The 22153-nt window shown below is 59.8% G+C and carries 20 protein-coding genes; 12 read left to right on the top strand and 8 right to left on the bottom strand.

What is annotated here, in order from left to right; all coding sequences use genetic code 11:
• Positions 1–51 precede the first annotated feature (51 nt).
• Positions 52–969, top strand: coding sequence for a pyridoxal-phosphate dependent enzyme (locus IF189_RS17430; protein ID WP_134826273.1), 918 nt, complete (start codon positions 52–54; stop codon positions 967–969).
• Between the two features lie 13 nt (positions 970–982).
• Here the strand turns inward: IF189_RS17430 and IF189_RS17425 are convergent, their stop codons facing one another.
• Entirely contained in the window at positions 983–1879 is an 897-nt protein-coding gene (locus IF189_RS17425) for a LysR substrate-binding domain-containing protein (RefSeq protein WP_192551990.1), read from the bottom strand.
• A 113-nt stretch (positions 1880–1992) separates the two neighbouring features.
• Here IF189_RS17425 and IF189_RS17420 point away from each other — a divergent pair, with 113 nt between their 5' ends.
• Genes IF189_RS17420 through IF189_RS17410 form a run of 3 tightly spaced genes read left to right on the top strand, consistent with a single transcriptional unit; the run spans position 1993 to position 4243 of the window.
• Entirely contained in the window at positions 1993–3015 is a 1023-nt protein-coding gene (locus IF189_RS17420; protein ID WP_134826275.1) for an aldo/keto reductase, read from the top strand.
• Positions 3012–3809 carry an SDR family NAD(P)-dependent oxidoreductase gene (locus IF189_RS17415; protein WP_134826276.1) on the top strand — a complete coding sequence of 266 codons (798 nt, stop codon included), beginning with the start codon at positions 3012–3014 and terminating at the stop codon, positions 3807–3809. The genes IF189_RS17420 and IF189_RS17415 overlap by 4 nt, the downstream gene beginning before the upstream one ends.
• A gap of 23 nt (positions 3810–3832) precedes the next feature.
• Positions 3833–4243: an SRPBCC family protein gene (locus IF189_RS17410; protein WP_134826277.1), complete on the top strand. Its 411-nt coding sequence runs from the start codon at positions 3833–3835 to the stop codon at positions 4241–4243.
• A gap of 48 nt (positions 4244–4291) precedes the next feature.
• Here the strand turns inward: IF189_RS17410 and IF189_RS17405 are convergent, their stop codons facing one another.
• The 3 genes from IF189_RS17405 to IF189_RS17395 all read right to left on the bottom strand — a co-directional run bounded on the left by IF189_RS17405 (position 4292) and on the right by IF189_RS17395 (position 7308).
• Complete coding sequence (locus tag IF189_RS17405; RefSeq protein ID WP_114883917.1) at positions 4292–5686, bottom strand: sensor histidine kinase; 1395 nt, start codon at positions 5684–5686, stop codon at positions 4292–4294.
• A complete protein-coding gene (locus IF189_RS17400) occupies positions 5664–6347 on the bottom strand; it encodes a response regulator transcription factor (protein ID WP_085711556.1) in 684 nt (227 codons plus the stop codon). Before IF189_RS17400 ends, IF189_RS17405 begins: the two co-directional genes overlap by 23 nt.
• Positions 6348–6495: 148 nt before the next feature.
• Positions 6496–7308, bottom strand: a complete 813-nt coding sequence (locus tag IF189_RS17395) for a potassium channel family protein (protein ID WP_192551989.1) — start codon at positions 7306–7308, stop codon at positions 6496–6498.
• A gap of 173 nt (positions 7309–7481) precedes the next feature.
• Between IF189_RS17395 and IF189_RS17390 the strand changes: the two genes are divergently transcribed.
• From IF189_RS17390 to hcnC, 5 genes are all read left to right on the top strand, one after another.
• On the top strand, positions 7482–8513 hold the full coding sequence (locus tag IF189_RS17390; protein ID WP_192551988.1) for a hypothetical protein: 1032 nt from the start codon (positions 7482–7484) through the stop codon (positions 8511–8513).
• Positions 8514–8725: 212 nt separating this feature from the next.
• Positions 8726–9664: a hypothetical protein gene (locus IF189_RS17385; RefSeq protein WP_192551987.1), complete on the top strand. Its 939-nt coding sequence runs from the start codon at positions 8726–8728 to the stop codon at positions 9662–9664.
• Positions 9665–10069: 405 nt separating this feature from the next.
• Positions 10070–10384: a cyanide-forming glycine dehydrogenase subunit HcnA gene (gene hcnA / locus IF189_RS17380; protein ID WP_114886732.1), complete on the top strand. Its 315-nt coding sequence runs from the start codon at positions 10070–10072 to the stop codon at positions 10382–10384.
• Positions 10381–11790 carry a cyanide-forming glycine dehydrogenase subunit HcnB gene (hcnB, locus tag IF189_RS17375; RefSeq protein ID WP_134826278.1) on the top strand — a complete coding sequence of 470 codons (1410 nt, stop codon included), beginning with the start codon at positions 10381–10383 and terminating at the stop codon, positions 11788–11790. Before hcnA ends, hcnB begins: the two co-directional genes overlap by 4 nt.
• The gene (hcnC, locus tag IF189_RS17370) at positions 11783–13042 is read left to right on the top strand and encodes a cyanide-forming glycine dehydrogenase subunit HcnC (RefSeq protein WP_192551986.1); all 1260 of its coding nucleotides are present in this window, start codon (positions 11783–11785) and stop codon (positions 13040–13042) included. The genes hcnB and hcnC overlap by 8 nt, the downstream gene beginning before the upstream one ends.
• Before the next feature lie 45 nt (positions 13043–13087).
• On the opposite strand, the gene IF189_RS17365 is transcribed toward hcnC, so the two are convergent.
• Positions 13088–14896 (bottom strand): monovalent cation:proton antiporter-2 (CPA2) family protein, encoded by a 1809-nt coding sequence (locus IF189_RS17365; RefSeq protein ID WP_114883912.1) that lies wholly within the window; start codon positions 14894–14896, stop codon positions 13088–13090.
• Between the two features lie 164 nt (positions 14897–15060).
• Here IF189_RS17365 and IF189_RS17360 point away from each other — a divergent pair, with 164 nt between their 5' ends.
• Positions 15061–15975: a LysR family transcriptional regulator gene (locus tag IF189_RS17360; RefSeq protein WP_192551985.1), complete on the top strand. Its 915-nt coding sequence runs from the start codon at positions 15061–15063 to the stop codon at positions 15973–15975.
• On the opposite strand, the gene IF189_RS17355 is transcribed toward IF189_RS17360, so the two are convergent.
• Positions 15965–16735 (bottom strand): substrate-binding domain-containing protein, encoded by a 771-nt coding sequence (locus tag IF189_RS17355; RefSeq protein WP_134826280.1) that lies wholly within the window; start codon positions 16733–16735, stop codon positions 15965–15967. The genes IF189_RS17360 and IF189_RS17355 overlap by 11 nt on opposite strands.
• A gap of 10 nt (positions 16736–16745) precedes the next feature.
• Entirely contained in the window at positions 16746–18038 is a 1293-nt protein-coding gene (locus IF189_RS17350; RefSeq protein WP_192551984.1) for an MFS transporter, read from the bottom strand.
• Positions 18039–18559: 521 nt separating this feature from the next.
• On the opposite strand from IF189_RS17350, the gene IF189_RS17345 reads away from it, so the two are divergent.
• Both IF189_RS17345 and IF189_RS17340 read left to right on the top strand, forming a co-directional pair.
• On the top strand, positions 18560–20509 hold the full coding sequence (locus tag IF189_RS17345; RefSeq protein ID WP_205884484.1) for an alkaline phosphatase family protein: 1950 nt from the start codon (positions 18560–18562) through the stop codon (positions 20507–20509).
• A 182-nt stretch (positions 20510–20691) separates the two neighbouring features.
• Positions 20692–21000, top strand: a complete 309-nt coding sequence (locus IF189_RS17340; protein ID WP_134826282.1) for an RcnB family protein — start codon at positions 20692–20694, stop codon at positions 20998–21000.
• A gap of 3 nt (positions 21001–21003) precedes the next feature.
• Here the strand turns inward: IF189_RS17340 and IF189_RS17335 are convergent, their stop codons facing one another.
• Positions 21004–22089 (bottom strand): sensor domain-containing diguanylate cyclase, encoded by a 1086-nt coding sequence (locus IF189_RS17335; protein ID WP_192551983.1) that lies wholly within the window; start codon positions 22087–22089, stop codon positions 21004–21006.
• Between the last annotated feature and the right edge of the window lie 64 nt (positions 22090–22153).

Genomic DNA, 22153 nt, shown 5'->3' with positions numbered 1-22153 from the left:
ACTTCAACCGTCCACGCGCCATTGCGTGCGTGGCGTCATCAGGAGCCCGCCATGCTGCACATCCGCACGCCGTTGATCCTCCATCCGACTCTGTCGACCACCTCCCGGCGTATCTGGCTGAAACTGGAAAACCTGCAACCCAGCGGCTCCTTCAAGCTGCGGGGCATGGGCTTGTTGTGCAGTCAGGCGGCGGCGCAGGGCAAACGCAAAGTCGTCTGCCCGTCCGGTGGCAACGCCGGCCTGGCTACTGCGGTGGCGGCGGCCAGTCTGGGGCTGCAAGCCTGCATCGTGGTGCCGCACACCACCCCCGAAGCGACCCGCGCACGGATTCGCCGTACCGGTGCCGAAGTCATCGTCCACGGCAAAGTCTGGGACGAAGCCAACCAGCGAGCGCGGGAGCTGGCCAGCGCGGCAGACACCGAATACGTCCCGGCCTTCGACCACCCGGTGTTGTGGGAGGGGCACAGCACAATGATCGATGAAATCCTCGAAGACTGCCCGCAGGTCGACACCGTGGTCACCTCGGTCGGCGGCGGGGGATTGCTGGCAGGGATCCTCACCGGACTGCTGCGCCACGACCGGCGCGACTGCCGGATCATCGCCTGCGAAACCCGCGGCGCCGCGTCGTTTGCCGCCGCCGTCGAGGCCGGCCACCCGGTGCGCCTGAGCAAGATCGACACGGTCGCCACCTCCCTGGGCGCCGCGCAGGTGGCGAAGTGGCCGGTGCAGCACATCGGCGAGTTCGATCACGAATGCCTGGTGCTGTCCGACGATGACGCGATCATGGGCGTGGTGCGTTACGCCAGTGATTTGCGGCAACTGGTGGAGCCGGCGTGCGGAGTGTCGCTGGCGGTGGCTTATCTTGATCATCCGGCGCTGGCGGGGGCTCGGGATGTGGTGATTGTTGTTTGTGGTGGGGTGAGTATCAGTGCGCAGTTGGTGGCGGGGTGGGCGCGGATGGGAATCTGAACCGCGCCTTCAATCAGGCGCCCGGAGTATCCGGCCCCGTCAGCATCGTCCTGAATATCTCCACCAACGGCCGCAAATTGATCCGGTGCCAAGACGCCCACAACGGCGTGGTAAACGCCAGCCACGGCACCTCCCGCAACACCACACCCGGCGGGGCGTTGTGGCTCAGGCCTTTCTGGATCATCGCAATCCCCAGCCCCGAAGCGACCAGCCCCAGCGCGGTGAACGGCTCGGTCGCTTGCATCCGCATATCCGGGGTGAAGCCGGCACGGAGACAGGCGCTCAGGAAGTCGTCGCAGGCATCCTGGCGCGGTTGCACGCCGATCCATTCCTGAGTGGCCAGATCCTCCGGGGTCAGCGAAGCCTTTGCCACCAGCGGATGCTGTTCCGGCAGCGCCAGCAGCATCGGGTCGTCCAGTACCTGAAAACCCAGCAGATCCGGATCGTCCGCCGACGGCGGTTCACTGACCAGCGCAATATCGAGGCTGCGTTGACGCAGGCCTTCAAGCTGTTCGGCGGAGTTGAGGTTGTACAGCGCGACATGCACGTTCGGCCGATCCACCCGCAGCACGCGCAAGGCGTTGGGCAGGACGCCCGCGTGCATGGCGTTCTCGATATAGCCGATGCACAAGCCACCTTCCTCGCCACGGCCCAGGCGTTTGCCGAGGGATTCGAGGCGATTGGCGTGGGTCAGCAGGGCGCGGGTTTCGGCGAGGAACGTCTGGCCGTCCCGGGTCAGACGGATGCGTTGCTGGCTGCGTTCGAACAGGGTCAGGCCCAGGCGCTCTTCGAGCTGGGCGATCTGCCGGCTCAGGGGCGACTGGGAAATATGCAGGCGCTCGGCCGCGCGGCCGACGTGCTCTTCTTCGGCGACGACCACGAAGTAGCGCAATTGGCGGAAATCGATCATGTCAGACCTTTAGGGACTCAAGTGCTGCGCATTATGTCTTGGACGGTCTGAGTGTCGCAATCTAGGATCTGCTCAACGGTCAACCACGACCCAGACACTACGAGGAAATCCCCATGAGTTTGAAAGACAAACTGCCCGGCCAACTGGGCTTCGGCACCGCGCCACTGGGTAACATGTTCCGCGCCATTCCTGAAGAAGAAGCCCAGGCCACCGTGCATGCGGCTTGGGATGCCGGCGTGCGTTACTTCGACACCGCGCCGTTCTACGGCTCGGGCCTGTCGGAAATCCGCCTCGGCGAAGCACTGTCCCGCTACAAGCGCGACGACTATGTGCTCAGCACCAAGGTCGGCCGGGTGATTCTCGATGAAGTCGAAGACGCCGCCGCCCGGGATCTGGGCGAGAAGAGCGGGGTGTTCGAACACGGCCGCCCGAACAAGATCGTCAACGACTACAGCGCCGACGCCACGTTGCGCTCGATTGAAGACAGCCTCGAACGCCTGAAAACCGATCGCCTCGATATCGTCTGGGTCCACGACATCGCTCAGGACTTCTACGGCGACCAATGGCTGGAGTACTTCAATCAGGCCCGCACCGGCGCCTTCAAAGTCCTGACCCGCCTGCGCGAAGAGGGCGTGATCAAGGGCTGGGGGCTGGGCGTGAACAAGGTCGAGCCTTGCGAGTTGACCCTTGATCTGGCCGAAGCGCAGCCCGACGGTTTTCTGCTGGCCGGCCGCTACACTCTTCTCGACCACGAACGGGCCCTGCAACGCCTGATGGATTCGGCGCGGGCACAGAACGTTGAAATCGTCGTCGGCGGCCCTTATAGCTCGGGGATCCTGGCCGGTGGCGCGCACTTCGAATACCAGAAGGCCAGCCCTGAGATCGTTGCCAAGGTCGAGCAGATCAAACGTATCGCGGCGGCCCATGGTGTGGATGTAAAAGCAGCGGCGCTGCAATTCTCCCTGGCCAATCCGGCAGTGGCGGCGGTGATTCCCGGCGCGAGCAAACCGGGGCGGATCGCCGAAGACGTGGCGGCGTTGTCGGCGGTGATTCCTGCCGGTTTCTGGCAGGCCATGCGTGAAGCGAAACTGGTGTCCGAACGTGCACCATTACCTATCGACGAGGTGAAAGCATGAAGATCGATCTGAGCGGGAAACTGGCGATTGTCAGCGGCAGCACGGCGGGTATCGGTTTGGGCATCAGCCAGTCACTGGCCGAGGCAGGCGCCACGGTGGTAGTGATCGGTCGCGACACGGCCAAGGTCGAGCAGGCACTGGCGAGCATCCGCGACAAAGTGCCGGGCGCGAAACTGCGCGGTCTGACGGCAGATCTGGGCACGGCCGAAGGTGCGCAGAAACTGTTCGCCGCCGAACCGAAAGCCGACATCCTGGTGAACAACCTCGGGATCTATAACGCCGTGGATTTCTTCGATGCGCCCGATGATGAGTGGACGCGCTTCTATGAAATCAACGTGATCTCCGGCGTGCGTCTGTCGCGGCATTACGTGCCGGCGATGGTCGAGCAGGGCTGGGGCCGGGTGATCTTCCTGTCTTCGGAATCCGGCGTGGCGACCCCGGCCGACATGATCAACTACGGCGTGACCAAAAGCGCCAACCTGGCGGTGTCCCATGGCCTGGCCAAACGGCTGGCCGGCACTGGCGTCACGGTCAATGCGATCCTGCCGGGGCCGACCTTCACCGACGGTGTCGAGGAGATGCTCAAGGATGCCGCCGCCGAATCCGGTCGCAGCCTGCGGGACGAAGCCGACGCGTTTGTGCGCCGGGCCCGTCCGACCTCGATCATCCAGCGCGTGGCGAATGTCGAAGAAGTCGCGCACCTGGTGACCTACATCGCTTCACCGCTGTCCTCGGCCACCACCGGCGCCGCACTGCGCGTCGACGGCGGCGTAGTCGACAGCCTGGCAATCTGAATTTTTGAGAGAGACATTTATTTATGGCAACAGCATCAGCATCCATCGACATCCCGGCTTCGGCCGATCAGGTCTGGCAATTGATCGGCGGCTTCAACACGCTGCCGGACTGGTTGCCGTTCATTCCCAAGAGTGAACTGAGCGAAGGCGGGCGCGTGCGCAGCCTGCAAACCGCCGACGGCGGGGTGGTGGTCGAGCGCCTGGAAACTTTTGATAACGCCGGCAAGACCTACAGCTATTCGATCCTGCAGGCACCGTTTCCGGCCACGGATTATCTGGCGACGATTCGCGTTGAAGCCCAGGGCCAGGGCGCGAAGGTGACGTGGTCAGGGCGCTTCACGGCCAAGGGCGTGAGCGATGAGGAAGTGGTGGCGCTGTTCAGCGGCATCTATCAGGGTGGACTTGAGGCGCTGCGGGCCAATTACCCGGCCTGAGTTTCATGATCGTTCCCACGCAACGTGGGAACGATCACTGCCCAAAAGTCAGGACTGTGAAATCAGGCTCTGCCTGCAATCAAGCACCAGTTTCGCCCCGCCCAGATCGCTGCGACCCACCTCAAGACTGAACCCGTGCAGGCTGACAATCGCCGCAACGATCGACAGCCCCAGTCCGAAACCGCTTTGCGGTTGTCCACCCTCCGCACGATAGAAACGCTGAAACACCGCTTCCCGCTCCGACTCGGGAATGCCGGGGCCGGAATCGTGCACCTCGATCCGTGTATGCCCCGCGTCATTCACTCCACGCAAAATCACCGTGCCACCCGGCGGGGTGAACTTGATCGAGTTGCTCAACAGGTTGGCCAGCGCCTCGAACAACAGCGCCCGGTCGCCATTCAGCATCGGCAGGGTTTCCGGCATGTTCAGCTCGAATCGCAGTTCGTCTTCCTCGGCCAGCGGCAGGTAGAACTCATGCAGTTCCTGCAGCAATCGCACCGGATCGAGCTCGACGAATCCGGAACGGCGCTGGCGATCTTCCAGTTCGGAAATCCTCAGCAAACCCCGAAAACGCGCCATCAACGTATCCGCCTCGGCCAGCACCAGATCCAGTTGCGCCGCCTCCGGCGAGCCTTCGCCGGCCTGCTGCTGCATGCGATACAACTGCGCCCGCAGGCGGGTCAGCGGGGTGCGCAGGTCGTGGGCGATGTTGTCGCACACGCCTTTGACTTCGTTCATCAGGCGCTCGATGCGATCGAGCATGGCGTTGACGATGGCGGCGAGCATGTCCAGTTCGTCGCGGCGATTGGACACGGGCAAGCGGTGGGTCAGGTCACCGGCAACGATCGACTGGGCACTGGCCTGAATCGCGCGGATCCGCCGCAACGGCCGGCGCCGCAGCAAATGCCAGCCGATGATCCCCGGCACGATCGTCAGCGAAACACCCCAGAGCAGGGCGCGCAGAATGATCCGGGTCACGGCGAACAGCGAGCCGTTGTCGCGCACCAGCACCAGCCAGCGACCGTCGCGGGTCGGCGTGGCGACCGCATCGCAGCTGTCGGCGGGCAGGGTCGGGTCGTCGGATTCGGAGCAGTCGCGCAGTTCGTGGATCTTGCCGTCCAGCGGCAGGCCGGCGGGCATCTGCTGCAAGGCACCACCGAGGTAGGTGTGGTCGGCGGCGAACAGGCCGTAGGCGTCGATGCCGCGAATGTCGAAGGTCATGCTGGCGGCGAGTGCGTCTTCCAGTTGCTCGCCGCGAAAGTGCGAGAACAGATGCTGACGCTGCATCAGCGAATGCTTGGCCAGGTTGTCGAGGTAACCGGACACCTCGAAATACATGACCCCCATGAGGATCCCGCTCCAGGCCACGAACAACGAACTGTAAAGCGCCAGCAACCGGCTGCTGGAGGAACGCCAACCGTCAGACGGGTTCGGCAATGACATAACCCGAGCCTCGCACCGTGCGGATCAGCGGGACGTTGCCCGGCGGGTCGATCTTCTTGCGCAGGCGACCGATGTGCACGTCGATCAGGTTGGTACCCGGGTCGAAGTGATAACCCCAGACTTCCTCGAAAATCATCATCCGCGACAGGATCTGGCCGCTGTTGCGCATCAGGAATTCCAGCAGTTTGTATTCGGTCGGCAGCAGCGTCAGCACCTGCTCGGCGCGGCTGGCTTCGTGGCTGATCAGGTCCAGCTCAAGATCCGCCACACGCAGGGTGGTGGGCTGGGTGCCGCCGTTGTTCTGGCGGCGCAGCAACACTTCGACCCGGGCCGCCATCTCGTCGGTGGCGAAGGGTTTGGTCAGGTAATCGTCACCGCCGGCGCGCAGGCCGCGTACGCGTTCGTCAACATCGGACAGGGCGCTGATCATCAGGATCGGCGTGGACACACCCATCGTGCGCAAGGTAGTGACGATGGCCAGGCCATCGAGTTCGGGCAGCATGCGGTCGAGGGTAATCAGGTCGTAGTTGCCGCTGACGGCGCGGTCGAGGCCTTCGCGGCCGTTGTCGACCCAATCCACGTCGAGGCCGTGGCTGCTCAGTTCGGCGACGATTTCCCGGGCGGTCACGGCGTCGTCTTCGATGGTCAAGATGCGAGTCATGGTGAGTCCTGATCTGAAATCAATCGGTCAAGGGTATAGTTTGCCAATAAGTCAGATTTCACAACCTGAAAAAAAATTCATGTGCGCAAACGTGTTCTGATGTATTTGATTGATCTGTGACCTCCGCCGGGAACTATTTTGTGAATGGCTAGAATCTATTTCGAATATTCAGAGTCGCGTTGCTGACAATCTGGACGTAACTCCCGCCACCTTTATACGGTGTTGCTGAAAGGTGCTTTGATATGGCGGGAAGTGAAGCGTAGTTGTCAATTTCCTTGCAAAGATCCATGACTATTTCTTTTGTCTGGCGTGTATTCCACTCGACTTTGTATTGAACAAGCCAGTGTAGGTATTTTCTGCTGAAGCTTGCCAGTTCTTCAACATGATGAGCCGTCAGCTTTATTTCTTCTACTAGAGAGGGCGAGCGACCGATCTGTTCAATGTGCGCAGAGTATTCCGCGAGTGCTTTCATGCTCTTGAGCGCTGGATAGAACGGATGTTCGCGAAACAGCGTAAATTCAATCGGATTTACTGACTGGTACATTTTAAGATAGCGTCTGCGATCACCGATTTGCTCCTTGGCATCAATGATGTCTTCGATACATTTGTTGTAGTTGGATTTTATTCTTTCAGAGGTCAGGTACTCGATCAGCGATTCTTGTTTCAGCGACATGACCTGGGAAATCGAATACCCGGCAAATATCAAACCAAAGAGTGCTTCCGTAGCGGCTAGTATTCGTGTTGCGCCTGTCGGAGCCAGGTCGCCGTAACCCAGGGTCGTGATGGTGACAATGCTGAAATACAAGCAGTCTGGAAAGTCGACGATCTTGTCTTTGGATAGTCCGGTGTTGAGTTGCTGACTAAGCAGACAGTAGCCTCCAGCGAACAACATAACTACGACGATCAGCAGAATAAGCAGTTTCAGCGCAAGCTTGAGACGCTGAGGGTTGTCCAGGTTCATGGCGATCCTTGTCAGAGAGTGATGATGGCATTACGATTCCGCCCGCAAGCCTCACACGGGAAACGCGGGATGTCCAGCCCAATTGATGCATGTGAGAGGCGCCTGGACAGCTTGGGCAAATGGATTGGTCTTCCAGTCGACATGCCGCCATTTTTCAGGAAAAGGATGCTGTAATGAGTGATATGGAGCGAGCGCAGTTACTCCATCAACTGACAAAGAATTTCGATGTTCCTCCCGATATGCTGGAGCGTCTTCATCAGCAAATTGTTGATCCCGGGATTAAAGGGAATCTGGCCAGGATTAAAAGCGGGCTTGATGTTGAAGATAACTATAAATCCATCTTCTCCGCGTTGCCCTGGATTAAAAATATTAATGGAATGCATCAGCGGCAAGAGGAGAAGTACAAGGCTGAATATCAGGTTCCAGACTATACATTGCTGGTTGAGGATTCGCAGAAAAGCAGATTTTCATTGTTGGTTGAAGTGAAGTCTGTTCGGGGGCAGAAAACAGCATGTGAGCTTATGGTGAAGCAAAAGCACGCTCTCAATAATTATGCGCGCGATAATGGTATGCCTTTATTGATTGCTATCTATTGGGAGCGTCTAGGGTACTGGACGCATAACTGTCTGGAAAATTTTGAGGGGAAAAAGAAAAACAAGATCACATGGGACAAGGCAATCATGAATGACATGTCTCATCTGCTCAGTGATTATGCTTATATGGTAAGTAAGCCTTTTTACAGAAAGACTGTGTTTTCGCAGACGGTTGAAGAGAAGGGTGTTCGGCATAAAGATTACGGTGCCTACCATAGCTCGTTTGTAGGGTTGAACCCGGAGTCGTTGCGCGAGAGCGATGTCATGGAATCGTCCGTCATTGACGCGATATTCCAGGCAAAAGAAATATCCTTGATCCGTGAGGGAGAACTGACTTACCTGATCGAAGAGTTCGTCAGTGTTCCACAGATGGTGAAATTGAATAACTGGATTGTGAATTTTCTCGGGCTTTGGGGCGCGAGCGCGCAAGAGCGCGGGGACCTGTTCAGTATGACGGAGGTGGCCAGGATTTTGATGGTCAACCTCATGCACGATATGCAGGGGGATGTTCGTTATGTGCTTCCCACGAGTAAAAACAAGTGTACTGATCGCTTGATCGAGCTTGCCTACAAAGGCACCGAAGTGCAGCACTGCTACCAGAACTCAAACTAGCCAATGGGGGGGATGTGGCGTGCGGATCCAGACTCATGCAATAAAAGCGGTGACTATTCGATGAACTTGCAAAATGCATGGTTTATTAAAGTTCAGTCTTTTTAACTGATTGAATCAAAACGATTTATTTAATGCTGGCGACTGGCACGGTCACTGCAATTCATCTGCTGACGAGTTGTAACACCATTTTTCATGCCGGGAGCAGAACAACAATGAATAGATCCTCTGATGGGTTTTATCCTGCCTTTGATGGAGAGTCGAGCAACGTCTCAGGGGTGTCCTGGGGCGCGATCTTCGCCGGGGCCGCAGCGGCTGCGGCGCTGTCGATGATTCTGGTGCTGCTCGGTTTCGGTCTGGGCTTCTCTGCTGTTTCACCGTGGGCCGGGGAGGGCGTCAGCGCCAAGGGCGTGGGCATTTCGACAATCGTGTGGCTGGCGGCGACGCAAATCATCGCTTCCGGCCTGGGTGGCTACATTGCCGGTCGCCTGCGGGTGAAGTGGGCGAACATGCACGGTGACGAGGTGTATTTCCGCGACACCGCCCATGGCTTCCTCGCCTGGTGCGTGGCAACGCTGGTCACTGCGACGCTGGTAGTCGGCTCGGTCAGCAGCATCGTCAGTGGTGGCGTGCAGGCCGGTGCGAGTGTCGCCGGCGGTGCCGCCAGTGCAATGACTCAAGCCGCCGGCACGGCTGCGGCCAACACCAGCAGCGATCAGTACGGCTACTTCGTCGACAGTCTGTTCCGCGATGACCGTCCTGCCGCCGTCAGTGACGACGCCGCTCGCGGCACCGTGACCCGGATCTTCGCCCAGAGCCTGGCCAACGGCCAGCTCAGCCCTGAGGATCGTACCTACCTTGCGCAACTCGTGGCGCAACGCACCAACCTGAGCCAGGCCGATGCCGAACGTCGCGTGGATGAAATCTACGCTCGCACGCAAAAAGCCATCGCTGACGCCAAAGTGAAAGCGCAACAGGCGGCTGACACCGCCGCCAAAGTTGCTGCCTGGACTTCGCTGTGGATGTTCATCGCGCTGCTGGCCGGCGCGTTCTTCGCCAGCCTGTCGGCCACCTTCGGCGGTCGCCGCCGGGATGCCGTCGAGTACGTTGAAGTCGACACCTACACCACGACCACTGTGCCCCCAGTCCGTTAATCAAGGAGCATCACCATGCGCTCACTACTGTTGTTTTTCCTCGGCGTGCCAATCCCGATCATCATCCTGATTGCCCTGTTCGTGCACTGATCCCTCTGGGGCTTATGCCTCGGCCGCTTTCACCCTCGGGTGAAAGCGGCTTTTTGCTGTCCGGTCGATGGAGCGGTACAGAACCGTACAGTCATTTCCATGGCCTGGATCAATATTCTCCGGCGCGATATCCCCTACCGTGAAATTTCCCGGCCCTTGCCGCTGGATCGACTACATTGCTTGCGCGCACTTTGCTGCGCGATCAGAGCAGACCTGCCGGCCCGATAGAGAGATAACTTCCACGAGCCGGCGAGGTGTAGTGCAGCAAGGAGCTGTTTCAACCTCACCTGAACCTTTTCACGGATGATCATCGCAATGCACTGCCTAGAAAGAACCTTCGATATCCAGCCTTTGACGCAGGCGGATATGACTGTCCACATCAACGGCCAGCCGGTCACTGCCGCCATCGGCGAAACCGTGCTCAGCGTCATTCAGTCCCTCGGCGTGCGCCAGGTCGCGCGCAATGATCACAACCAGGTCAGCGGTGCCTATTGCGGCATGGGCGTGTGCCAGTGCTGCCTGGTGAAAATCAATGGCCGGCACAAGCGCCGCGCCTGCCAGACCGTGGTGCGTGACGGCATGCAGGTCGAAACCCAGGTCAACCGCATTCACGGGCAGGAGGCGCCATGAGCCAGCATCCGGTCATTGTCGGCGGTGGGCCGGCGGGCATGGCGGCGGCCATCGAACTGGCGCGCCATGGCGTGCGCAGCACATTGCTGGAAGAGGCGTCGCGCCTTGGCGGTGTGGTCTATCGCGGACCGCTGCGTGACGGCGTGCAGCTGGATTATCTGGGGCCGCGTTACTCCGAAGCGCTGAGCAAACTGCACGGCGACTTTCAGGAGCAGGCCGGGCTGATCGATGTGCGTCTGCATCACCGGGTGGTCGGCGCCGAAGGCACCCGCTCGCTGGTGGTGCTCGATGGTGATGAGCGCCTGCACGAAATCAGCTATCCGCAACTGGTGATGGCCGCCGGTTGTCACGAACGCAGCGTGCCGTTTCCCGGCTGGACGCTGCCCGGCGTGATCATGCTCGGTGGCCTGCAATTGCAGATCAAAAGTGGTGTGGTCAAGCCGCAGGGGCCGGTGGTCATCGCCGGCACCGGGCCGCTGTTGCCACTGGTGGCGACCCAGTTGCACGCGTCCGGCGTGAGCGTGGTCGGTGTCTACGAGGCCTGCGCGTTCGGCAAGATTGCCAAGGAAAGCCTGGCGCTGCTGAACAAGCCGCAACTGTTCCTCGACGGCTTGAGCATGCTGGCCTACCTGAAACTGCACGGCATCCCGATGAACTACGGCTGGGGCGTGGTCGAGGCGCACGGCGAAGGCGAACTGAAAAGCGTCAGCGTGGCGCCGTACTCGGCGACGTGGGAGCCGGACATGAGCCGCGTCGAGCGCTTCGAAGCGAAGACGCTCGCGGTCGGCTACGGCTTCATTCCGCGTACTCAGTTGAGTCAGCAAATGGGCCTGGATCACGGCTTCAGCGACGACGGCTACCTGCGTGCCAATTCCAACATCTGGCAGCAGAGCAGCGAACCCCACGTGCATCTGGCCGGCGACATGGGCGGGATTCGCGGCGGTGAAGCGGCGATGCTGGCCGGCAAGATCGCCGCTACTTCGATCCTGTTGCAACGCGGTGTGCTGGAAGAAGAGCTGGCGCGGGTCCGCCGCGACCGTTACCTGGGCAAACTCAAAGCCATCGTACGATTCCGTGCGGCGGTGGATCGCTACACCGAACGCGGCGTCGGGCAGATTGCATTGCCGGCGGCTGACACGGTGATCTGCCGCTGCGAACACGCCACCCGCGCCGACATCGACCGGGCGCTGGAGCAGGGAGTGCAAGACATCGCCAGCCTGAAAATGCGCACCCGCGTGAGCATGGGCGACTGTCAAGGGCGGATGTGCGTCGGCTATTGCAGCGACCGTTTGCGTCAGGCCACCGGGCGCAAGGATGTCGGCTGGCTGCGGCCGCGTTTCCCGGTCGATCCGATTCCCTTTTCCGCATTCCAGTCCCTCGGCACGGAGGCCGTTTCCCATGAGTAAGTTCTATGACGTGGTCATCGCCGGCGGCGGTGTGATCGGCGCGTCCATCGCCTATCAGTTGTCCAAGCGCAAAAACCTCAAGGTCGCGATGATCGACGCCAAGCGCCCGGGTAACGCGACCCGCGCCTCGGCCGGTGGCTTGTGGGCCATCGGTGAGTCGGTGGGGCTGGGTTGCGGGGTGATTTTCTTCCGCATGATGTCGGCCAACCGCAAGCGTGAAACCCAGGGCGCGGCGGTGGCGGTGGACTCCAGCACCCCGCACATTTTGCCGCCATCGTTCTTCGATTTCGCCTTGCAGTCCAACGCGCTGTACCCGGCGCTGCACCGTGAGCTGAAAGACAACCACGGGATGGACTTCAAGTTCGAAAAGACCGGGCTCAAATTCGTGATCTATGACGATGAGGACCGCTTGTACGCCGAGCACATCGTCGGCTGCATTCCGCATCTGGCCGATCAGGTGCGCTGGCTCGATCAGGCGGCGTTGCGCGAGTCCGAGCCGAGCGTCAGTCATGAAGCACGCGGTGCGCTGGAATTCCTCTGCGATCACCAGGTCAGCCCGTTCCGTTTGGCCGACGCCTACGCCGAAGGCGCCCGGCAGAACGGCGTGGACATGTACGTCAACACCAACATCACCGGCGTGCTGCATCACGGCTCACGGGTGACCGGCGTGCAAACCGCCGAAGCCGGGGTGTTCCACTGCAAGACCCTGATCAACGCGGCGGGCGCGTGGGCTGCAGACTTGAGCGAGTGGGCCACGGGTATTCGCATTCCGGTGAAACCGGTGAAAGGCCAGATCCTGCTGACCGAACGCCTGCCGAAAATCCTCAACGGTTGCCTGACCACCAGCGATTGCTACATGGCGCAAAAGGACAACGGCGAAATCCTGATCGGCAGCACTACCGAGGACAAAGGCTTCGACGTCACCACCACCTGGCCGGAAATCGCCGGGCTGGTGCAGGGCGCGGTTCGCTGCCTGCCGGAACTGGCGGACATCAACCTCAAACGCACCTGGGCCGGGCTGCGACCGGGCTCGCCGGATGAGTTGCCGATTCTCGGGCCGATGGCCGGGGTGGAGGGTTACCTGAACGCCTGCGGGCACTTCCGCACCGGCGTGCTGACGTCGGCGATCACCGGGGTGTTGCTGGACAAACTGGTCAACGATGAGCCGCTGCCGCTGGACATCACACCGTTTCTGGCGGACCGGTTTGCAGCGGCGCCCGTGCAGGAAGAGCGGGCGCTGGAGATGGCCTGATCAGAACCTTCCCGCGCATTGCGCGGGAAGGCTTGATGGCGGGGCTCAGGACTTGCCGGACTGTTCTTCCAGTTGATCCGACTCGAACAATCGGGCCAGTTCCGCCCGCGCTTCCTGTGCGGTCTGCAGCACTTTGGCCGCGTCGTCGTACACCGCGTGCTGAGCCTCCAACACCTGTTCGTCATGGTGCTTGAAGCGCTTGATCCGCGCATCGGCCTGGGCCTGGGTCAAACCCAGGCCAACCAGCGTGCGACGGCTCATTTCCAGGCTTGAGTAGTAAGTCTCCCGGATCGGATCGGCGCCCACATCCACCAAACGATGAACGTGCTGCCGGTTACGCGCCCGCGCGATGATTTTCATGTGCGGGTAAAGCTTGCGCACGATCTCGGCAGTCTTGATGTTGGTCTCCGGATCGTCCGTGGCAATCACGAAATACTCCGCTTCGCCAACCTTGGCCGCGCTGAGGATTTCCGGGCGCATCGGGTCGCCATAGAACACCGGCACGCCGCCGAAGCTGCGGGACAGTTCGATGGTTTCCACCGAGGTATCCAGCGCCACGAACTTGATGTTCTGCGCCCGCAGGATCCGCGCCACGATCTGGCCCATCCGGCCCATGCCGGCGATCACCACCCGTGGGGTTTCGGTGTCGATCTGGCGGAACTTCTCCGGCACTTCCACCGGCTGCACCTTCGGGCTGACCAGCCGTGCGCAGATCAACAGCAGCAACGGCGTGACGGCCATCGACAGGGTGATAGTCAGCACCAACAAGTCGTACAGGCGCGGTTCGAACAGACCCTGATCGCGACCGATCTTGAACACCACAAAGGCAAACTCACCACCCGCCGCCAGCACGATGCCAAGGCGAATCGCACTGACTTTGCTCAAGCCGCCAGCCAGACGCCCGACCACAAACAGCAATGGCAACTTCAAGGCGATCAGCAGCAGCGTCAGCCCCAGCACGGTAATCGGCGCGCTGAACAACAGGCTGAGGTTGGCGCCCATGCCGACGCTGATGAAGAACAGCCCCAGCAGCAGGCCTTTGAACGGTTCGATCTGCGCTTCCAGTTCATGGCGATATTCCGAGTCCGCCAGCAGCAGCCCGGCAAGGAAGGCGCCCAGCGCCATCGACACGCCGACCATGTCCATCATCCACGCCGTGCCGATCACCACCAGCAACGCGGTGGCGGTAGACACTTCCGGCAGACCGGTTTTCGCGACGATGCGGAACACCGGGCGCAACAGATAACGCCCGCCGATCACGACCACGGCGATACTGCCCAATACCTGCAAACTGTGGCGTACATCGTCGGCGGTGCTGGTGTGATGATCGACGCCCGCGAGCATCGGCACCAGAGCGATCAGCGGGATTGCGGCGATGTCCTGAAACAGCAGAATTGCAAACGCCAGGCGACCGTGGGGGCTGGTCAGTTCCTTGCGTTCCGCCAGGCTTTGCAGACCGAACGCAGTGGACGACAGGGCCAGACCGAGGCCGAGCACTATCGCGCTGTTCAACGGCTGGCCGAACACTGACAACGCCAGAACGCCGATTACCGAACCGGTCAACAACACCTGCGCGAGGCCAACGCCGAACACCGATTTACGCATCACCCACAAACGTCGCGGCGACAGCTCAAGACCGATGATGAACAGCAGCAAAACCACGCCCAGCTCGGAGATATGGCTGACGCTCTGCGGATTGCCGATCAGGCCCAGCACCGACGGGCCGATGATCACCCCGGCAAACAGATAACCGAGCACCGCGCCCAGTTGCAGGCGCTTGGCCAGGGGAACGGTGAGCACGGCCGCGAACAGAAACACGACAGCGGCTTGCAACAGATTGCCTTCATGGGGCATGAGCGGAACTCCAGTAACGCGGTACGGCGGGGGGCGACAAGGATAAAGGCTGAAACGATTACAGATCTACCGCAGACCCTGCTTGAGCGCATGTGCTCCTGTAACAATTTGCATCAATTGGTTACATTTATAGCCTCAGCGAATCAATTCCTCCCGAGTTTCCCATGGCCATCAACTTCGACCTCAATGACCTGCAAGCCTTTCGTGCGGTGGTCGAGCAGGGCAGTTTCCGCAAGGCCGCGGACACCGTGCGCATTTCGCAACCCGCCCTGAGCCGGCGCATCGAGAAGCTTGAAGACGCTCTCGGCGTGAAGTTGTTCGAGCGCACCACGCGCAAGGTCAGCCTGACCCAGGCCGGGCGCGGCTTCATGCCGAGTGTCGAGCGTTTGCTGGATGATCTGGACGTGGCGTTGCTCGGCATCAGCGAAGTCGCCTCTAACCGACAGGGCCACGTCACCGTGGCCTGCGTGCCGTCGGCGGCGTACTACTTCATGCCACGGGTGGTCGCCCGCTATCACCAGCAGTTCCCGCGCATCAAAGTCAAAGTCCTCGACTCCAGCGCCCACGACGTGCTGACGGCGGTGGTCAATGGCGAGGCGGATTTCGGCCTGAGTTTCATGGGCACCCAGGAGGCGGGTGTGGATTTCGAGCCGCTGGTGCAGGAGAGCTACGTGGTGGCCTGTCGCCGCGATCACCCTTTGGCCGGTCGCAGCAGCGTCAGTTGGGACGAGTTTTACCAGCAGGATTACATCTCGCTGGACAAGACGTCGGGCAATCGTTTCTTGCTCGATCAGGCGCTGGCGAAAGTGGTGCCGCAACGGCCGAGCATCTGCGAAACCCTGCACGTGACGACGATGATCGGTCTGGTGGAAGCGGGGTTGGGTGCGGCGGCGGTGCCGCTGATGGCGATGCCGGCGGCGGATCATCCGATCCTGACGCGGGTGCCGCTGACCGATCCGCAAGTGATGCGCAGTGTCGGCATCATCAAGCGCCGGGGTCGTACGCTGACCCCGGCGGCACTGGAACTGGAGCGGCTGGTGGTGGAAATGAAAGTCCAGCCGCCGAAGGTCAGCGCTTGACCGAATCCAGCCCCGTGGCCTGTACGTCGGCCTGAGCGGCAGGCGCGGCCAGATAGGCGAGCAACGCCTTGGCCTCCTGAGGATGCTGTGCACCCACTGGAATCCCCGCCGCGAAACGCGTTACCGATTGCACCGATTCCGGGATCTTCCCGACATACGTCACCCCCGGCACCGGCAGCAATTCGCTGACCTGCTGGAAGCCCAGTTGATAGTCGCCAGTGGCGATCACCGAGCCTACCGGGATTTTCGGGATCATCTTCGCCTTTGGTTTCAGCTGATCTTCGACGCCGAGTTTCTTGAACAACTGCTGCTCGATGTACACGCCGCTGGCGCTGTCGGAGTAGGCCACCGATTGCGCATCGAGCAGGGTTTTCTTCAGGGCATCGACTTTGCTGATATCCGGTTTCGGCGCGCCTTCGCGCACTACCAGGCCGATCCGCGAATCCGCCAGTTCCACCCGCGAGGCCGGGTCGACCTTTCCTTGTTTGATCAAGTCGTCGAGGGCGTAGCCGACCATGATCACCACGTCGGCCTGTTCACCCCGGGCGAGGCGATTGGGGATCGCCTCCGGGGCTTTGCCCATCGACGGGCCGAGGATGGTGTCGAGAGTGTTGCCGGTGTTCGCGGCGAACTTCGGGCCGAGGACTTTATAGGCGGCGGTGAAGCCGCCGGAGGTCATTACCCGCAGTTCTTCAGCCTGGGCCGCAACGTTGAACGCAAGGCCGGCGAGCAGGGCAGTAACCGTCATGAGTTTTTTCATGATGCTCTCCTCAGGCAGCGACAGGTTGCAGACGACCGCCCGCACGGCGATACAGATACAGCGTCGCGCACAACGCACACAGCGCGCCGACACTCATCCAGTAACCTGGCGCAGCCTTGTCGCCGGTGTACTGAATCAGGAAGGTCGACATCGCCGGGGTGAAGCCGCCGAAAATGGCGGTGGCAAGGCTGTAGGCCAACGAGAAACCGGCCACACGCACCTCAACCGGCATGATCTCGGTCAGTGCCGGAATCATCGCGCCGTTGTACATGCCGTAGATGAACGACAGCCACAGCAGCGACAGCAACATATGGCTGAAGCTCGGCGCCTGCACCAGATACGACAGCGCCGGATAAGTGGTCGCCAGGGCCAGCAGCGACATGGTGATCAACAGCGGACGACGGCCGAAACGGTCCGACAACGCGCCGCCGATCGGCAGCCAGAAGAAGTTCGAAACGCCCACCAGCAGCGTCACCAGCAACGCATCCGAGGTGCTCAGATGCAGCACGGTTTTACCGAAGGTCGGCGCGTACACGGTGATCAGGTAGAACGCGGTGGTAGTCAGCGCAACCATCAACATCCCGCCGATGACCACGACCCAGTTCTGGCCGAGGGTGCGGAACACTTCTTTCATGCTCGGGCGATGTTTGCGGGTGGCGAACTCTTCGGTTTCCGCCAGGTTGCGACGCAGCAGGAAGATGAACGGCACGATCATGCAGCCAACGAAAAACGGAATCCGCCAGCCCCAATCGGCAATCACATCCGGCGCCATCCACTGGTTCAAGGCAAAGCCAAGCGCGGCGGCAACGATGATCGCGACCTGTTGGCTGGCCGACTGCCAGGCGGTGAAGAAACCCTTGCGGCCCGGGGTGGCGATCTCCGAGAGATACACCGACACACCGCCCAGTTCCGCGCCAGCCGAGAAGCCTTGCAGCAAGCGCCCGATCAGCACCAGCGCCGGTGCGAACAGGCCAATGGATTCGTATCCGGGCACCAGCACAATCAATATTGTGCCGCTGGCCATGATCGACAGGGTGACGATCAAACCTTTGCGACGACCGACGTCATCGATGTACGCACCGAGCACGATAGCCCCCAGCGGACGCATCAAAAAGCCTGCGCCGAACACCGCGAACGTCATCATCAGGGAAGCGAACTCACTGCTCGCCGGAAAGAACACCGCCGCGATCTGCGTGGCGTAGAAGCCGAACAGAAAGAAGTCGAACTGTTCGAGGAAGTTACCCGAGGTCACCCGGAAAATGGCACCGGCCCGCGAGCCGCCGTGTGGGATTGAGGCTGTCATCGAAAAATACTCCACCGCTTTTATGACGTGCGCGACGGGGAGGCGGCGCACGGTTTTTATTGGGGCGGATAGTGGCGCAGGGGGATCGATCTGTTAATTGCATAGTTGGCATGGATTGATGTTCAAAGCGTATCAATTTCTGTGACCTTTGACCCTGAAGGCAACCAGGCTGCTTCAGGTGTCAACTTGGATCGACCTTGGCGGGAAAACGTTTTTTAAGTGAAATCACGATTAATCAATAAAGTGTGAAAGTTTCGCGAAGGGAGTGTTGAGTTGTTCCAGTTAACTTTAAATGCCCGGGTGGATAAAAGAAATTTTGGAATTGCCCGGCAATAGCAAAATTGCATGATTGTGCAGGCAGTGCTCGCTATTCCGTCTAAGTGATATTTGCGCCCCTGTCACGGCACTGCTATTAGTTTTAACCAGCGGCGCGAGGCGTTTGAATTAATTTCATTTGCGATCTGCCGAACCTGGATAAACACTAATTAATTCCCACCTATGTCTTACACGGAGGTAGCGACATGGCAACGCAACAGTCAGCCAGTATCAAGATCATCAATGCCACGAACGGGAACGCCGAGATTATCCTGTTTCACACCAACCAGAGTAACGGCACGCAGCGCGGTTCATGGTCTGCCGAGCCGGGGCAGATCGCAGGCCCGATGACGGTTTTCTTCGAGACAGGTTTGGCAACAGGCGCGATTCTGGATTATTGGTCTGTACTGGTACACGTCAAGGATGGTCCATCGGCGGGGTTCTACATTAACTCTGGAAGTTCCACCGATGAATACTGGAAAGAATGCCAACTGCAAAGTGCTGACGCGGGCCAGACCCTTACTCTTTCTGTCAGCTCCACGACATTCAGTGTGACGCTGAGGTCCGGCGGTTGTTCCGACGGGATGACGCGTGTGGCACCGGCAGCGCCTATTACTCATGTCTTTGTGCTGATGCTGGAGAATCATTCGTTTGATAATGTTTTTGCCATGTCTGGAATTCCCGGAATAAGCGCTGCGACCAAAAATGATTACAACGAAATCAATGACCAAAAATATTTCGTTCAAGGCAGTGCGCCTCTAAATATGCCAACAGATCCCGGTCATGAATTTGCCGATGTTGTTCAGCAGTTGACCGGTCGTGCGGGCCCTTTGCCGTCGGTCGCTCCTTATCCTCCTATCAATAACTCCGGGTTTGCCAGTAGCTATTCAACATCCACCTCTGAAACCCCGCACAAGCCACCACAACCGGAACAGATAATCGATGTCATGTCTTGCTTTGACACGCGGCATCAATTGCCGGCGATCTATAACCTGGCAACGCAATTCGCTGTCTGCGATCACTGGTTCTCCTCGATGCCGGGGCCGACATGGCCCAACCGTTTTTTTGTGCATGGAGCGTCTTCATCCGGTTTCGATGACAGTCCGACAGGGCCTCAGATGGCCGGGTGGGAACTGAGTGGATTCAAATACCCGAACGGTTCTATCTTTCAACGTTTGGAAAACGCGAATATTCCCTATCGCATTTATCATGATGCTCAAGCCAATGGCCTCAGCCTCTACAGTGATGACGCCAATAGCGGATCGAAGCTTGGAGCAATCACTCAGGTTTCAGCGCTGAACGGTATCAGCATGTTGGATATGCATTCATTGGGGTCTTTCGCCAACGACCTTCAAGGTCCTTATCCCTACGGCTACACCTTCATAGAGCCGCATTACGGAAATCTGGCCAATGGAACCTATGCCGGCGGTTCATCGCAGCATCCGATGGACGATGTCTATGGCGGCGAGAACATGCTCAGTGCGGTCTACTCGGCCATCCGGAATTCGCCTTATTGGAACACCAGTTTACTGCTGGTCATTTATGACGAGCATGGCGGGTTCTACGATTCGGTAAAGCCAGGGAATATTACTGCCCCCGGTGATAATCCCTCCTATGGTTATAACACTCACGGTTTTGACTTCAAGACTGCCGGTGTTCGGGTGCCTGCTGTCGCCGTATCTCCCCTGATCGCCCCGGGAACGGTAGATTCCACGCCATACGATCACTCATCTGTACCAGCCTTGCTGGAAGCCTTGTGGGGCTTGCCAGCGTTGACTCGTCGGGATGCCGAAGCAAACACGCCGCTGCACCTGCTGTCGCTATCAACGCCGCGAGAATCGTTGGCCGCATTACCCACACCCATACCTGTGATCAAGGGAACCAGGGCGCGACTGGCGCCAATGGCAGAGGCTGCCATTCTTTCCGGACCGGTTCCTGACTCCGGCAACCTCGCAGGTGCACTCGCAATACTTCGCAAGACCGATGCCGAGTTGTCGGCTCAAGGGCTTTCTTTGGCTCCTCCGGATATCGCACTCAAGGCCAAAGCCGCATTGAGTCGTATCGATGCCGAACTTTATGCCGCATCGGTTCTGGAGAGAGTCCACTTAATGAGAGTGCAGCGGCGACGGGCAAAGACTGCCGCAGGCACGCCGTAGAGACAGGATCAGCACACCCGTAGGCTTTTTCACATCGGTCAAAATCAGTATCTATCTTCTTCTCTACGGGGAGGGTCGATGCTGATTTATCCTCACTCAGGCGTTCATGATTAAAAACAAGGAATGATTCCCGAACCCCGCAGTCGGAGTTCAGGTATCACACATCTGAAGGAGGTTCACCGATGAACAACAAGCCCCTGATCGCCAGCCTGGCCCTCGTCGCCGGCATCGCCGGGATCACCCCACTCGTTCAAGCGGCGCAACCCTCGACCGACACCGTCGAACGCTCGCCCACCGACGGCCGCGAACTGAAGGTCAACGACCGCGCCCCGGACGTCTACCAGCGCAGCGAAAAAGCCATCAAGAACTGGAAACAGAAAGGCCTCAAGCAACCGGATCCGCAGGCACAGTGGGTGCAGATGAACGACAAGTACGTGATGGTGATGATCACCAACGGGACGATTGTGGACATTAAACCGGTGGAGCGTTAACGCTCACATTCCAAATCCCGGTGCACTTGCCCGCACCGGGTTTTCACCACCCAACCGATACTGATTATTCCCGCTGCGCTTGGCCTCATACATTGCCAGATCCGCAATGTGTAGCAGCCGGTCCATGGTCGGCGCATGGTCGGGGAACACGGCGACGCCGAGGCTGGTGCCGATGTGGCGTTGGTCGTTGCCGATGGTGATGGGCGGCGACAGTTCGATGAAGATTTTCTGACAGATGCTGCGGGCTTCGTCCTGCAGGTTCAGGCCGGGGGCGAGGCCTTGCAGGATGACCACGAATTCGTCGCCACCGATGCGGGCGACGGTGTCGCTGACCCGCAGGATGCGTTTCAGCCGTGTGGCGGTGGTGATCAGGACGCGGTCGCCGGCGGCGTGGCCGTAGCGGTCGTTGATGCTTTTGAAACCGTTGAGATCGATGAACACCAGCGCCACCCGGGTCTCGGTAGCGCGCGCATGTTCCAGTGCTTCTGACAGGCGTTCTTCCAGCACCAGTCGATTGGGCAAACCGGTCAGCGGATCGAAGTGGGCCAGGTGCTGAAGGTAACTGGCCGAGGCCTTCTCTTCAGTGATGTCGCGTACCACACCCATCATCTTGATCATCGCGTCATGATCGTTCTTCACCACGTTGCCGGTTTCCCGCAGCCAGCGAATCGTGCCGTCGGGCCAGACCACGCGGTATTCCTCGTCGTGATTCTCACCGGTTTCCAGACAGCGCAACTCCCCGGCGCGCACCTTGGCGCGGTCGTCCGGGTGGACGCAGGAGCAGAACAAGGCGTAGGACGGCGTCACTTCGCCGATCTTGAAGCCGAACATGCCGAAGATCGCGTCGGACCAATAGAGTCGGTCAGTGTCGACTTCCCAATCCCAGGTGCCGATCCGCGCAAAATACTGGCTGCGCTTGAAGCGCTCGGCGTCGCCATCCTGGTGGATGTTCTGACCTTCGGCCGCGCGAGTGAGCAATTCACGGTATTCGGCAAGTTGCCGACGCAGGGCACGCTCGCGACGAATCAACACGGCGATCACGACCATCAGCACAACGACAAGGGCAGAGCCGATCCAGAGTTGAGTCATTCAAGCATCGCTGACATGGCGTATCGATTCGGGGTTGGTGGCGGGTGGCTATCATTCATCACGG

The organism is Pseudomonas sp. IzPS59, from assembly GCF_014863505.1.
In the GTDB taxonomy this organism is placed as follows: Bacteria; Pseudomonadota; Gammaproteobacteria; order Pseudomonadales; family Pseudomonadaceae; genus Aquipseudomonas; species Aquipseudomonas kribbensis.
Note: the sequence above shows the minus strand (reverse complement) of the source record. Positions and strands in the feature narration are given on the sequence as shown.